Below are 13,706 nucleotides of genomic sequence, written 5' to 3'. Positions count from 1 at the left end.
ACGGCTCGGACCTGAGCATGGAAAAACCCCGCCGGAGCGGGGCATTTCGTCGCCCCTGATCGAGTCAGGTCGCAGCAGCAGGAAAATCCTAGGTGTTGTGGATGTTCAGCAGCTTGTTCAGGGCCGGGAATACGACCAGACCCAGGACGGAGGCCAGGACACCGGCGACGGTGACGCCGTACCAGATCTTGGACCACTCGGGCTGGTTCTCCCAGTTCTTGGTGGAGCCGAGGAGATCGTTACCGGTGACGACCTTGTCGGCGTCGTAGCGGTCGCCCCACTCGGAGGAGCCGGGGGCGTTGGAGGACAGATCGTTCAGGAACGAATCGGTGTTCTTGGTCTTGATGTCCGGGTTGTTCGGGTCGACGCTGGGGTCGTTGGCCCCGTCGTCGGTGACCGTCGCTGCGTTGGTCGAGCTGTTGTTGACCTCATCGGCCACGGCGGTGGTGGCGCCGAGGGTGAGGGCGAAAACGGTGGTTGCTGCGATGGCAGCCTTGCGGATGTTGCGCATTTTCTATGTCCTTTCAGGGAATTCTTCGGGTGATCCTAGTGGACCCAGTTGTTGAACTTCAGGAAGTTGTAGACTGGGAAAACGATCAGGCCGAAGAAGCTGCCGATCAGGGTCGTGGCGGTGATCAGGCGGAGGACACGAGCCCATGCGGGGATGTCGGTCTCAACCTCGGAGCCGAAGACATCACGGCCGTTGACCGGCTTATCACCGTCGAGCATCTTGCCGAACTCACTGGAGTTCAGGCCACTGTTGCCCTTGGAGGACAGCTGAGCACCCTTGTCCTTGTTGTCGGACGAGCCCTTCTTGTCGGAGGAGCCGAGCTTGTCCTTGACATCGGAGGAGGTCTTGTTGTCGGAGGCCTTCTCGTCGTCGTCCTTCTTGTCGGAGGAGCCAAGCTTGTCCTTGACATCGGAGGACTTCTTGTCGTTGTCCCCCTTGTTCTCGTTGCTGTTGGTGACAGAGCTGCCGGGCTTCTGCTCATCCTTGGTCTCATCTGCGACGGCGACGGTGGTGGCACCGAGGGTCAGAGCGATGGCGGTGGCGCTCGCCAGAGCAGCACGACGGAAAGTACGCATGTTGCGGGCCTTTCAGGGGTTGTGGGACTTGCTGTGCCAACTCCGAGGCCAAGCTTGACCTGTTTGGACACTGGATACACGGTTACTCTAAGCCGGCACGGTGGCCTTTTCAAATATTTTCGGCCATTGTTTGGAGGAAGTTCACCTGCCACATAAGAAAAATACCGTCCTTTTCCGGATACTGCGCCAGTTCAACTGGCGGCCCGACGCGGTTTTGCAGGCCAGTGAAGTGTTCGAACCAGCTCCAAGAGTCGGCTGAAAGTAACGCTGTTAGGCATAAAGCCAGGGTAAACGCGATTCATGCCCGAATCACCTGTCTCGCATACATGTAATTCCGTCATGTCACCGTCGGGGGTGTGGTGTCGCTGGATCTTTCGGGACCCGGACGAACCACTGCCTCGATGCCGCTCCCCCGTTTTCACCCCCGACACCACCCGTCTAAAGGTGAATTCAGATTACCGGTCGGCACCACGACGCCGTCGCAGGGCCCGGACCGGCTGACCCGTCACCGAGAACCGACCCACGGATCCCGGACAGTTCACCCCCGCCCGTACAGCAAGCGGAGCGACACACGGTGGATCCCTCCAGGCTGAACAACGGGACGCGACACGGTAAAACCAACAGCCCAAGAGCGATCCACGGGGTGGACACACGAGAAGGCCCCGGATCATCTCCGGGGCCTTCTCAATTGTGGGCGAAGGGGGACTTGAACCCCCACGTCCCAAAGGGACACTGGCACCTGAAGCCAGCGCGTCTGCCATTCCGCCACTCGCCCGAGTGTTGGTCGCCGCTCAACTCCATGAAATATAGCACGCACGCATTCGCCCTTGGCAAATTCCCAGTTCATGATCCACTTTCGAATCGATGAGACCCGTGAGGTGAACCCTCCGGCGACCGGTGGCCCTACTGTCATTTCGAGGTCGCCACCTATACTGGGCCAAAGCACTGCGCGAACAGGTCTTCTTCAGACCTGGAAACGCCACGCAGCAGGGAATATCAGTGGCATCCGGTAGGGTGATCCCCCATTCAACCGGGAAGGAGCTGTCGCCCGACACCCGCTGGCCCGGCCGGTGGCCACCGGCCAACGACAGCCGTCACACGGAGAAAGGTGGAACACGATGTCTGTCATGGACCGGATAGCGAAGTTGGACAGCTCACTCCAGCGCGGTCTGGACAACGGATTCGCTTTCGTGTTCGGCGGAAAGGTCGTTCCCGGAGAAGTTGATGATCTGATCACCCAGCAGGCCGAGGACAATCTCACCCGGGGCGACGGTGACTGGATAGAGGCCCCGAATGTCTACCTCGTTTCCGTCAGCCGGAAGGATTTCGACAATCTCAGCACCGCCCATCCCGATCTGCCGCAGGACGCGGCCGGACGGATGAGCCGATGGTGCAGGAATCAGGGCTTCGTCACCCTGGGCCCGGTGATCGTACAGGTGAAGGTCGACCCGGGATTGCGCACGGGCCAGCTGGGCAGCCGCAGCCGAATCGATCCGACCCCACGGGAGACCACGTGCTACGTCGGGGAACCCGGGAACACAGGCGACCCTGAGAAACCGTCCGCGAGCACGGAATCCCCCCGGCGCGAATACGGCAAACCCACCTCTGCCGGCGCGGCCAGCTCCGGTTATCCCCAGGCTCCCCCGGCAGCACCGGTCCCCGTACCGCAGCCCCCGATGCAATCGGATCCTCCCGCCGCGGAACAGACCGAATTGATGCCCACGGCACAACCGGCTCGGCACGCTCCCCTTGTGACACTGCTCCTGCAGGACGGTTCATCGCGCACCTATCTCGTTCAGGAGGGCACCAACATCATCGGCCGTGGCACCGACGTCGATTTCCGACTGCCGGACATGGGCGTGTCCCGCCGCCACGCCGAGGTGATGTGGGACGGCCGGGACGCGGTCCTCGTCGACCTCCACTCCACCAACGGAACCACGGTCAATGACACGGACATCGAGAACTGGCTTCTCGCCGATGGAGACGTGATTAAAGTGGGGCACTCCTACATAGAGGTCCGGATCACCGGCGGCTGACCGGGTGGTACCACCGCCACCCTCCGTCCATCACCCCCGTCGCAACACCCGCCAGGAGAAGAAGATATGGAATCAGTCGTGCTGCTCGCCCTGCGGATGGGGCTGCTCATACTTCTGTGGTTGTTTGTGCTCATGTCGCTCCGGGCGCTCCGCAGCGACATCCGCGCCGGCGCGGGTGCGCCGGGTGGTCGAGGAGGCGGCCGGACGCTCACCCGCTCCGCTCCTCCGACCCGGTTGATGGCCGTGGGTGGGCCGTCGGAAGGAACGTGGATCGAACTCGCCGGCCTCAACGAGATCCTCATCGGGCGGGATCCCCACTGCACCTTCGTCGTCGGCGATGACTCGACTACGCGGCAGCACGCCCGGCTGTTCCGGCATTCGGACGAATGGTTCATCGAGGACCTCGCGTCACGGAACGGAACCTTCGTGGGCGGCGTGCCCATAGAACAACCCGAGAGAGTCGGCGCCGACACGAACATCGACCTGGGAACCACCACCGTGAGGCTCATACCGTGACCTGGAGACTGAACTACGCCACCGCGTCGGACCGTGGACTCGTACGCGGCAACAACGAGGATTCCGCCTACGCCGGGCCGCACCTGCTGGCACTCGCGGACGGTATGGGAGGTCATGCCGCGGGTGAGATCGCCTCGCAGCTGATGATCGACCATCTCCGACCCCTGGACGCCGACCCGGGTGACAACGACATGCTCGCACTTCTCGGGTCCCTGGCGGATGACGGGAACCGGTCCATCGCGGAGGAGGTGAGACGAAACCCGAACACCGAGGGCATGGGCACAACCCTGACCGCACTCCTGTTCGCCGGTCACCGGATGGCCCTGTGCCATGTCGGGGATTCCCGTGGCTACCGGCTCCGGGACGGGAAACTCGACCAGATCACCACCGATGACACCTTCGTCCAGTCCCTCGTGGAGGAGGGGAAACTCGATCCCGAGGACATCTCGACGCACCCGCAGCGTTCCCTGATCCTGAAGGCCTACACCGGCCGACCGGTGGAGCCCCACCTGCGATTCATCGACACCCGACCCGGGGATCGGTTCCTGCTCTGCTCCGACGGTCTGTCGGATCCGGTCACTCATTCCACCATCGAGGAGACGCTCCGCGCCGGTACCCCGACGGAGGCCGCCCGGCGGCTCGTCGACCTCGCACTGCGCTCCGGGGGCCCGGACAACGTCACGGTCGTCGTCGCGGACATCATCGACACGGCACAGCTCGCCTCGGCGGAGGAAGAGAAAGCTCTGCCGACCACTCCGGTCGTCGTCGGCGCACTGAACACCACCGATCCGGAGAGCCCCCGGCCGGATACCGCAGCCGGCAGGGCCGCGTTGATGAGCGCCCGGCAGCCGCAGGAGATCTCTCCTTCGGGGCAGGCCTCGCCCCAGCCCGTGGGTGCGGTACCGGAGGATCCGGCCCACGCCCCCGGCGATGGTTCCTCCCGGCGCAGGTTCCGCTGGATTCTCCCCGTACTCGTCCTCATGGGTGTCCTCGCCGGCGGTGCCTGGTGGGGATGGGGTCAGATGAACTCCACCTACTACGTGTCCGTCGCCGAAGGGTCCGGGAACGACAGGCAGGACGGGGACATCGTCATAGAGCGCGGAATCAACCTCTCCGTTCTCGGCCGCCCCCTCCACAGCACCTACCAGGTCGTCTGCCTCGATCCCGGCGGAAACGTCACCGTCGTCGGCACCGCGGCCGGCGATGACTGCAGCCCCTTCCGATTGGACGATCTCCCCGAGTCGCGGCGCGAATCCGTGACCTCGCTTCCCTCGGGTTCCTATGACGAGGTACTGCAGCAGCTTCGACGGCTCGGGGATGACGCCCTACCGCTGTGCGTGACCCGGAAACCCGGCGAAGATGAGAACTCCGAGGCGGACAAGACGACCACCGGCGACGGTGGTGTAAGTGCACCCGGCGACGAAGAGGCGACCACCGGCGAAACCGATCGGACCGAGTCGCCGACCCCGACCTCCACGGCACCCCGTCGTAGTCCCGGGGATCTGAGTACGCCGGGCGTCAACTGCCGGGAGGTGACCTCCTAGTGAGTATCGTCGAAAGACTGAAGATGCGGCGGGTCGAGCGCTGGCTGATCGTGCTTGCCGCTCTCGTGATCCTGGTCGCCCGCGCGTCGCTGGCGGTCGCACAGGGCGACGATCCCGCGACCTCCCTCATTCCCGTCGCCCAGTTCGCGGTGGTGTTCCTCACCGTGCATCTGGTGCTCTGTTGGCTCATTCCCTACGCGGACTGCGTGATGCTGCCGGTGGTGGCTCTGCTCAATGGTCTGGGGATACTGATGATCCACCGACTCGATCCGCTGCTCATTCCGCAGCGGGACGGCAGCGTCACGGAGGTGTACCTCGCATCCGGTCAGCTCCAGTGGACGATGGTCGCCCTTGTGGTGATGATCGCGGTACTGCTGGTGATCCGGAACCACCGCGTGTTCACCCGCTATTCCTACCTGTTGGGTGGTCTGGGCCTGATCCTGCTGGCGCTGCCGATGGTGTGGCCGGGATCCGCAGGAAGCGACGCGAAGATATGGATCTCACTCGGCCCCTTCTCCGTGCAACCCGGCGAGTTCTCGAAGATCCTGCTGCTGCTGTTCTTCGCGCAGCTGCTGGTGAACAAGCGGGCCCGCCTGAACGTGGCGGGGGCCCGGATCCTCGGACTCGACTTCCCCCGGCTCCGTGACCTGGGCCCGATCCTGCTGGTCTGGGCCATCGCACTGGTTATCATGGCCGGTGAAAACGACTTCGGTCCGGCACTGCTGCTGTTCAGTACGGTTCTCGGCATGCTCTATCTCGCCACGGGGCGGACCTCATGGCTGCTGATCGGTGGTCTGCTGGTCGCGGTCGGTGGCTACGGTGTCTACACCATTTCCACGAAGATCCAGTCCCGGGTGCAGAATTTCATTGATCCGCTGGCGAACTACGACGGCACCGGCTACCAGCTTTCCCAGGCCCTGTTCGGGATGAGCTGGGGCGGGATCACGGGCACCGGGCTCGGCGAGGGGTACCCCGATGAGGTTCCGGTCGCACACACCGATTTCATCCTCGCCGCCATCGGCGAGGAGCTCGGCCTGGTGGGTCTCACAGCGGTCCTCATTCTCTTCGCCATTCTCATCATCCGCGGGATGCGGACCGCCGTTCTCGTCCGGGACTCCTACGGCAAACTCGTCGCCGCGGGCCTCTCCCTCACCCTCGCCATTCAGATCTTCGTCGTCACGGCGGGTATCTCCGCCCTGATGCCGATGACCGGACTCACCACCCCGTTCATCTCCCACGGTGGTTCCTCGCTGATGGCCAACTACATTCTCGTGGCGCTACTGCTCCGTATCTCCGACACCGCCCGACGTCCGGCGCTCAGGGCCACAGCTCCGGCAGGACCGCCGACCCCGGGGCTACGCCAGGAGGTGCAACGCTAGATGATCAACCGGTCGATCCGCGCAACCGCCATCTTCACGATGCTTCTCATAATCGTCCTGGTGGCGAATCTCACCAGGGTCCAGGTGTTCAGTGAGGACCGCTACGCGCACAACGCACTGAACAAGAGGCAGTACCACAAGATGCAGTCGATCCCCCGTGGACAGATATCCACCGGCGGACTCGTCCTCGCCCGCTCCGTCAAGGATGAGCAGGGGTACTACCAACGGGAGTACGTCACCGATCCCGTCGTCTACGGTCCGGTCGAGGGCTACCTCTCCAACATCTACGGGGCCGCCGGCCTCGAGCTCGGCTACAACGACATCCTCAACGGGACGGACAGCTCACTGTTCGCGTCCCGGTGGATGGACACCCTGCTCGGTCGAACCCAGGCGGGGGCGAGCCTGGAGCTCACCCTGAACCCCGAGGCGCAGCAGGTCGCCTACTCGGGGCTCGCGGACCGCGGCTACGAGGGCGCGGTCGTCGCCATCCGTCCGAGCACCGGCGAGATCCTCGCCATGGCCTCCACGCCGAGCTTCAGCCCGGCTACCCTGACGGACACCTCGACAGCGGACGCCGCGTGGTCGGAGCTGACCTCGGATCCCGGTGCGCCGCTGCTCAACCACGCGACCCAGGATGCACTACCGCCCGGATCGACCTTCAAGGTCATCACGACCGCGGCGGGTCTCGCGGGAGACGCCACCCCCGACACCCAGCTCACTGCGGCAGCCCAGACAACCCTTCCAGGCACCCAGACCACGCTGGAGAACTACGGTGGTCAGACGTGCGGTCAGGGCGAGACCGCGTCGCTCGCGACCGCCTTCGCCCTGTCCTGCAACACCGCCTTCGTGGAGCTCGGCGTGAAGGTCGGTGCCGATGCCCTGCGGGAACAGGCCGAGAAGTTCGGTGTCACCGACACCTACGACCTCGGACTGCCGACCATTCCAGGTACCGTCGGTGAACTGCCGGATCCGGCGGCGGTGGGTCAGTCCTCGATCGGTCAGCGTGACGTGACGATGACGGTCCTCGAGAACGCCGTCGTCGCCGCGACCGTCGCCAACGGCGGCAAGCGGATGAACCCGTTTGTGGTGTCCCGCGTCCTCGGTTCCGATCTGCGGACGTTGCGCAGCACCGACCCCCGCCAACTGAACCAGGCGGTGAGCCCGGACGTGGCCGCACAGCTCACGGATCTGATGCGCGCCAGCGAGCGCAACACCGCCGGTTACACCGGGGCGGACATCGCGTCGAAGACGGGCACGGCCGAGCACGGCGAGGACTCCAGGAACTCGAATCCACACGCCTGGTACATCGCGTTCGGCCCGTCCGAGAACGCCGATGTCGCCGTTGCCGTCCTCGTGAAGAACGGCGGCGACCGCGGACAGGCCGCAACCGGTGGGTCCGTCGCCGCGCCGATCGGTCGGGCCGTCATCGACGCCGTCGTCCGGTCGGGACGCTAGGAAAGGAAACGGTGAGCCTCATGTCCAACACCAGTGATCCCCGCCACCCGTCCGGGGACAACCAGGGAATCGAGCGTCTCCAACCGCTGATCGGCGGCGACTACCGCCTGCGATGGATCATCGGGCACGGTGGCATGTCCACTGTGTGGCTCGCGACCGATGTCCGCAACGACCGCGATGTGGCCGTGAAGATCCTGCGCCCCGAGTTCTCGGACAACCGCGAGTTCCTCGATCGTTTCCGCAATGAAGCTGCCTCGGCGGAAAGGATAAACTCCGTCAACGTCGTTCGCACCTTCGACTACCGGGAAGTGCCCGACCCAGCCGGTCACACCTTCTGCTTCATCGTCATGGAGTACGTCCGCGGGGAATCCCTGGCGGACCTCATCTCCCGCAGGGGCCACCTCGATGAGGCCCTCGCACTCGACGTTCTCGAACAGGCCGCACACGGGCTGTCCGTGATCCACCAGATGCACCTCGTTCACCGGGACATCAAACCGGGCAACATCCTCATCACCGAGGAGGGGCGCGTCAAGATCACCGATTTCGGCATCGCCAAGGCCGCCGCCGCCGTACCGTTGACGCGCACCGGGATGGTCGTCGGAACCGCCCAGTACGTCTCGCCGGAGCAGGCGCAGGGCAAGACCGTCACGAGCGCCTCGGACATCTACTCCCTCGGTGTCGTCGGATACGAGATGCTCTCCGGAAGAAGGCCGTTCTCCGGGGACTCCTCGGTGTCCGTCGCCATCGCACACATCAACCAGGCGCCGCCGCAGATCGGCGGCTCGGTGTCCGCACAGACCCGCGAGCTCATCGGAATCTCGCTGCGCAAGGACCCGGAACGGCGCTTCGCCGACGGCAACGAGATGGCACTGGCCGTGCACACGGTCCGTATGGGCGAGCGCCCGCCCCAGCCCCGCTCCGCCGCGATGGACCGCAGAGCACCGGCACCGACCCCGACCGAGTCCACCCGGATCCTCGGACAGGTCACCAATCCGACAACCGTGCAACCCGCGGTCGGGGCAACACCGCCGCCGGTGCCCGTCCGACCGGTCGTCCACCGGCAGCCCCCGGCCCCACGGTCCGCTCCGGTTGCTCCGCCGCGCCGTGGTGGAGGTGGGCTCATCGCTTTCCTCGTGGTTCTGCTCCTCGGCGCATTGGCCGCGGCGGGCTGGCTGCTGATCTCCACCGGCACGCTCAACCTCGACGGTCTCAGTGGCCGGTCCGAGCCGTCCAGCCCGGCGGTCACCCAACCAACCGAGCCTGAGGTGACCGTGGTCACCGAGATCAAGACAACCGTCGTACCCGCTCCGGAGCCCACCCCCGAACCAACGCCCCGGCAGGAGTCCCCCGAAAAGCCCACCGATAGAACGACGGCCTCGGCGCCGGTGCCGACGCCGCCTGCGGTGCAGCCCACCCGCGAGCCGGTCCCTCCGGTGAACGATACCTCTGACGACGCCATCGCAACCGCGGAAAATGTGGGAGAACGGGCGGTATCGGGCGCAACGGATACCGCGGGTACGGTAGCCGGGGTGGCGGCACCGAGTCGATCCACGACTGACACCGGAAGCCCCGGAGAGGAGACCCCGTGAGTGAGCATGTGCTCGGCGAGCGCTACGAACTCGGTGAGGTCATCGGAACCGGCGGTATGTCGGATGTCTACGCCGCGAAGGACACCCTCCTCGGCCGCGAGGTCGCGGTGAAGATGATGCGCGCGGAACTGGCCCGGGACGTCAACTTCCGGGAACGGTTCCGGCGGGAGGCCCAGAATGCCGGGAGACTGAATCACCCGTCGATCGTCTCCGTTCTCGACACGGGCGAGACAGAGCTGAACGGAATCAGGATCCCATACATCGTCATGGAACGGGTGCACGGCAGGACCCTCCGTGAGATCGTGCAGAGTGACGGGCCCATGCGCCCGGCCGAGGCAGCCCGAACGCTGCTACCGGTCTGTGAGGCCCTGCAGTTCTCCCACGATGCGGGCATCGTGCACCGGGACATCAAACCGGCGAACATCATGATCACCAACACCGGATCAGTGAAGGTGATGGACTTCGGCATCGCACGTGCGGTCGACGACGCCACGTCCGCGATGACGCAGACGTCCGCTGTGATCGGCACCGCGCAGTATCTCTCCCCCGAGCAGGCCCGCGGTAAGTCCGCCGATGCGCGGAGCGATGTCTACGCGTTGGGTTGCGTGCTCTACGAAACCGTGACGGGGCGTCCGCCGTTCGAGGGCGAGTCCCCCTTCGCCGTCGCCTTCAACCATGTCCACGAGGACCCGGAGCCGCCGTCATCCTTCATTCCGGACCTGACCCCGACTGCGGCACTCAACGTCGACGCCGTTGTGCTGCTGACGATGGCCAAGCATCCGGCGGACCGCTACCAGTCCGCGGCTGAACTCGCCGAGGACCTGACGCGACTGAGCCGCAACGCGGTGTCCAATGCCGCACGAAGTCACATGCGCCCGATTCAGGAGAACGAGCCGGATCGGACCCGGGTTATCCGTTCAGATGACGCCGTGACACGGCAGGTGGCCTCAGCTTCCGCGGGTGCAGCGGTTCCGCAGCACTCCGCACCCTCGTCCGGAGGAAGGACCAGCCACCGACGGCGCAGCGAGGAAGGACCGCGGTACGCCGACAATGGCAGATCCGGAAGTCGTGGAGTGTGGATCGGTGCATTCCTGGGGCTGGTGTTCGTCGCCGCCGCGTCGGTCTTCGCCTACAACATCTTCACCGCCGACGACAGCCCGCGTGGCGGGTCGAAGGCGCCGGTCAGTGTCAACGCCGACGGAACGGTCACGATTCCCGACGTCGAGGGGAAGTCCCTCGCTGCGGCACGCAAGGCCCTCGAACAGCTGGATCTGAGGGTCAATGTGACGATGCAGCCGTCACCGGACATCACCGAGGACACAGCCATCTCGACGAACCCCGGTTCCGGATCAACCGTTCAGCCGGGATCCACCGTGACGCTTCTCGTGTCCTCCGGAACCGAGCTGACACGGGTCCCCGACGTATCCGACATGAACACCGAGGAAGCGGAACGGGCGCTGGTGGAGGCCGGACTGTCACTCGATCCCGTGGTCCGCGAGGTGGCCTCCGATTCCGTGAAGGAGGGCCGGGTCCTGGAGCAGGATCCCGCGGCGGGGAGGAAGGTGCCCAAAGGCTCGAAGATCAAGATCACGGTGTCCACCGGACCGGAGATGATCGCGGTACCGAACCTCAGTGGCCTGCCGGTCGAAGATGTGCGCCGCCGCCTCGAGGAGCTGGATCTCGTTCCCGTCGTGCAGTCGGTCGCCTCTGATCTGCCTGCGGGAAACGTGACGACGGTCGTTCGTGGTGGTTCCGAGGTGCCGCGCGGTACCCCGGTCACCGTCCAGGTTTCCGACGGGTCGATGTTCCGCATCCCCGACCTCACGGGTATGGACGTCAATCAGGCGCTCGCGGCGCTGCGAGCCGCCGGCTGGACCTCCCCGGACACCTCCCTTCTGCAGCAGCCGGTGCAGACCGGTGCACTGATAGAGTCCGGCCAGATCGAGGGCCAGACCCCGCTTCCGGGTGAACTGACGGGGAAGGACGCCCTGGTGAGCATCCGGGTCAAGCAGTTCAATCTGCTGAAGGTCATCCAGCCCTGATCGCGGCGACTCCACCGCGGACCGGGTGGAGTCGCCGACGGGTACTGGTAGATTGTCACCTATGTCCGGCACCCCACCGGTACCCGTCACCCACCGGTGCCGGGTGGATGAGCCCGTGGCGCCGTTGGCTCGGAGCACACGGAACCCGGGTGTCCGTCGAAAACACATCACGCCAATCTGTAGAGGTAGCCATGCCGAAGTCAAGGATCAACAAGTCCACCGCCCCCGTGTCCGGCGGTGGAGCGAACCGTGTGCCGGTGAAGATCAACGCCAGCGGCACTCCGCTCTGGTACAAGATCATCATGTTCGGTCTCATGCTCGCCGGGCTCGCCTGGCTCGTGGTGAACTACCTCGCGGGCACACAGATTCCACTCATGCTGGAGTTGGGCCCGTGGAACTATCTCATCGGTTTCTCACTGTTCATCCTGGGACTGTTGATGACCATGGGCTGGCGCTGATCCCAGCCCCCTCTCCAAGCCGGATCCCGGTGCAGCACGCGAGGTGTTGCACCGGGATCCGGCTTTTCCCTTTCCAGCCTCTTGTTTCAGCGGCGCCTGTGGACACCGGGTCCCGGTCAGCCGCCCGGCGCAGCCGTCGTCGGTAAACCCGGTGGGTGGCAGACACGACGGCCGCGATCAGATCCGCTCTCACCCCGCTCCACACGGTTATCTTCGACCGGATCGGACGCAGAGCGCCACCCGGCGGCACGGTGCCCGCTCCGGGTTCCACCGCCTCCACGTGATCGCCACCGGTACCGCTGCGTCGTCCAGCCGGGCCGTGCCGGTTCCGGAACCGCCGGAACTCGGTGTCGGAGTTATCCACAGGTGGAGTGGGTTACACACAGGTAATTTGTGGATAACCTGCTCCACACCGTGTGCAGTGAGTTATCCACAGGGCGTGGACAATACTGTGGAGGAATGCCACACGTCCGGCCTCGTGGAGAATCACACAGGCTGTGGATAACCCTGTGCACTGTTTCCACCGTTCGCACATGATTTCGGTTCAGAACCGATAACCAGAGGACAGAGCGACCTAAACCACACGCGGGGACGGCGAATTACAAGACTGTCATTATCCACAGTGTGGACAACTCCTGTGGATGGACGACGACACCCGGACAGCTCACAGGAAACCCCCGACCGCGGTGGAGAACCGGTCGGGGGTTATCAACAGTCGGTGGATCAGAGGAGCGGGATTCCCGATCCTCCTGTGGAGAACACGGCCACGCGGATCAGGACCGCGGCGACCACGAGGGCAAAGACGGCGCAGAGTCCGAACCATCGCGTCCTGGTCCGCCGCGCCGTGAGCAGCACCGCGGCGAGAATGGTGCCGGTGGCCAGACCTCCGAGATGCCCCCACAGGGACACCCCGGGAGTCATCAGGGTGTACGCGAGGTTGACGCCTATCAGCACCAGTGCTCCGCCCACCTGAGCGTTTTTCCGGGAATAGGCGATCGCGACGAATACCGCCATCAGCGCGTACACGGCACCGGAGGCGCCCACCGTCGGGTACTCCGGGCTCCTCCAGAGGACCATCGCCGACGCACCGACGGCACCGGTGACGAGTATCCCTGCCGTCAGCGGTGACCCGAAGGTCCATTCAGTCTCCCTGCCGATGAGATAGAGCAGGATGACGTTGATCAGCATGTGGCCGATGCCCGCATGCAGAAGACCGGATCCGAGTGCCCGAAGCGGGCCGAACGGTGAATCGTCCATCAGCGGGAGATACAGCACCCAGGCGTCACCGAGTCCACTCTCGTCGAGGTTCCCGGTGATCGACCGGGACTGTACCGCGGTGACCGCGAACACCAGGAGGATCACGGCGACTGCCGCCGCGGACACCGGGGCCTGCCGGTAGAGGTTGCGGGCCATCTGGGCCGGTGGGGTCGGGGGTGACGGGGACAAAGGTGGCCTTTCGGAATCGGCTGCCGGATCCGGTTCCTGTCCGGTACCGGATCCGGTGTCGAACGGTGAGGTGGGGGTGGACACACACGAATACCCCGACACACCGCTCGCGGGGCTCAACTGGCCCGGCGATCTGAAGACGGTGCACGGGGTTT

At 65.0% G+C, this 13,706-nt stretch carries 12 protein-coding genes and 1 tRNA gene; 9 read left to right on the top strand and 4 right to left on the bottom strand.

Translation table 11 applies throughout. The features are described 5' to 3' along the window. Positions 1-88: 88 nt before the first annotated feature. From JDV75_RS08320 to JDV75_RS08310, 3 genes are all read right to left on the bottom strand, one after another. Positions 89-511 carry a hypothetical protein gene (locus tag JDV75_RS08320; protein WP_198738796.1) on the bottom strand — a complete coding sequence of 141 codons (423 nt, stop codon included), beginning with the start codon at positions 509-511 and terminating at the stop codon, positions 89-91. Between the two features lie 35 nt (positions 512-546). Further along, positions 547-1,086, bottom strand: a complete 540-nt coding sequence (locus JDV75_RS08315; protein WP_198738795.1) for a hypothetical protein — start codon at positions 1,084-1,086, stop codon at positions 547-549. A gap of 691 nt (positions 1,087-1,777) precedes the next feature. Further along, positions 1,778-1,861 (bottom strand) — tRNA-Leu (locus JDV75_RS08310). 343 nt (positions 1,862-2,204) lie between these two features. Here JDV75_RS08310 and JDV75_RS08305 point away from each other — a divergent pair. The 9 genes from JDV75_RS08305 (at position 2,205) to JDV75_RS12115 (ending at position 12,389) form a co-directional block, all read left to right on the top strand. After that, entirely contained in the window at positions 2,205-3,122 is a 918-nt protein-coding gene (locus JDV75_RS08305; RefSeq protein WP_198738794.1) for a DUF3662 and FHA domain-containing protein, read from the top strand. A 66-nt stretch (positions 3,123-3,188) separates the two neighbouring features. After that, positions 3,189-3,638, top strand: coding sequence for an FHA domain-containing protein FhaB/FipA (locus JDV75_RS08300; RefSeq protein ID WP_198738793.1), 450 nt, complete (start codon positions 3,189-3,191; stop codon positions 3,636-3,638). Further along, the gene (locus JDV75_RS08295; protein WP_198738792.1) at positions 3,635-5,182 is read left to right on the top strand and encodes a protein phosphatase 2C domain-containing protein; all 1,548 of its coding nucleotides are present in this window, start codon (positions 3,635-3,637) and stop codon (positions 5,180-5,182) included. Before JDV75_RS08300 ends, JDV75_RS08295 begins: the two co-directional genes overlap by 4 nt. Continuing rightward, positions 5,182-6,561 carry an FtsW/RodA/SpoVE family cell cycle protein gene (locus JDV75_RS08290; protein WP_198738791.1) on the top strand — a complete coding sequence of 460 codons (1,380 nt, stop codon included), beginning with the start codon at positions 5,182-5,184 and terminating at the stop codon, positions 6,559-6,561. The genes JDV75_RS08295 and JDV75_RS08290 overlap by 1 nt, the downstream gene beginning before the upstream one ends. A 3-nt stretch (positions 6,562-6,564) precedes the next feature. Beyond that, a complete protein-coding gene (locus JDV75_RS08285) occupies positions 6,565-8,016 on the top strand; it encodes a penicillin-binding transpeptidase domain-containing protein (protein ID WP_198739091.1) in 1,452 nt (483 codons plus the stop codon). Positions 8,017-8,036: 20 nt separating this feature from the next. After that, positions 8,037-9,605 (top strand): serine/threonine-protein kinase, encoded by a 1,569-nt coding sequence (locus JDV75_RS08280; RefSeq protein ID WP_198738790.1) that lies wholly within the window; start codon positions 8,037-8,039, stop codon positions 9,603-9,605. Next, complete coding sequence (pknB, locus tag JDV75_RS08275; RefSeq protein ID WP_198738789.1) at positions 9,602-11,647, top strand: Stk1 family PASTA domain-containing Ser/Thr kinase; 2,046 nt, start codon at positions 9,602-9,604, stop codon at positions 11,645-11,647. The genes JDV75_RS08280 and pknB overlap by 4 nt, the downstream gene beginning before the upstream one ends. Positions 11,648-11,838: 191 nt before the next feature. Next, entirely contained in the window at positions 11,839-12,105 is a 267-nt protein-coding gene (crgA, locus tag JDV75_RS08270) for a cell division protein CrgA (protein ID WP_198738788.1), read from the top strand. Positions 12,106-12,260: 155 nt separating this feature from the next. Further along, positions 12,261-12,389 (top strand): hypothetical protein, encoded by a 129-nt coding sequence (locus JDV75_RS12115; RefSeq protein ID WP_255520525.1) that lies wholly within the window; start codon positions 12,261-12,263, stop codon positions 12,387-12,389. A gap of 439 nt (positions 12,390-12,828) precedes the next feature. Here the strand turns inward: JDV75_RS12115 and JDV75_RS08265 are convergent, their stop codons facing one another. Continuing rightward, positions 12,829-13,635 carry a rhomboid family intramembrane serine protease gene (locus tag JDV75_RS08265; protein ID WP_248096490.1) on the bottom strand — a complete coding sequence of 269 codons (807 nt, stop codon included), beginning with the start codon at positions 13,633-13,635 and terminating at the stop codon, positions 12,829-12,831. Positions 13,636-13,706 lie beyond the last annotated feature (71 nt).

Origin of the sequence: Corynebacterium meridianum (assembly GCF_016342265.1) — a bacterium.
GTDB lineage: Bacteria > Actinomycetota > Actinomycetes > Mycobacteriales > Mycobacteriaceae > Corynebacterium > Corynebacterium meridianum.
The sequence above is the reverse complement of the archived record's forward strand: the minus strand, read 5'-3'. Positions and strand labels throughout refer to the sequence as shown.

What these genes read in the sequence shown, in the direction of transcription:
- JDV75_RS08300 (WP_198738793.1), top strand. Translation starts at nt 3,189, where the DNA reads ATGGAATCAGTCGTGCTGCTCGCCCTGCGGATGGGGCTGCTCATACTT.
- JDV75_RS08305 (WP_198738794.1), top strand. Translation starts at nt 2,205, where the DNA reads ATGTCTGTCATGGACCGGATAGCGAAGTTGGACAGCTCACTCCAGCGC.
- JDV75_RS08280 (WP_198738790.1), top strand. Translation starts at nt 8,037, where the DNA reads ATGTCCAACACCAGTGATCCCCGCCACCCGTCCGGGGACAACCAGGGA.
- crgA (WP_198738788.1), top strand. Translation starts at nt 11,839, where the DNA reads ATGCCGAAGTCAAGGATCAACAAGTCCACCGCCCCCGTGTCCGGCGGT.
- JDV75_RS08320 (WP_198738796.1), bottom strand. Translation starts at nt 511, where the DNA reads ATGCGCAACATCCGCAAGGCTGCCATCGCAGCAACCACCGTTTTCGCC.
- JDV75_RS08315 (WP_198738795.1), bottom strand. Translation starts at nt 1,086, where the DNA reads ATGCGTACTTTCCGTCGTGCTGCTCTGGCGAGCGCCACCGCCATCGCT.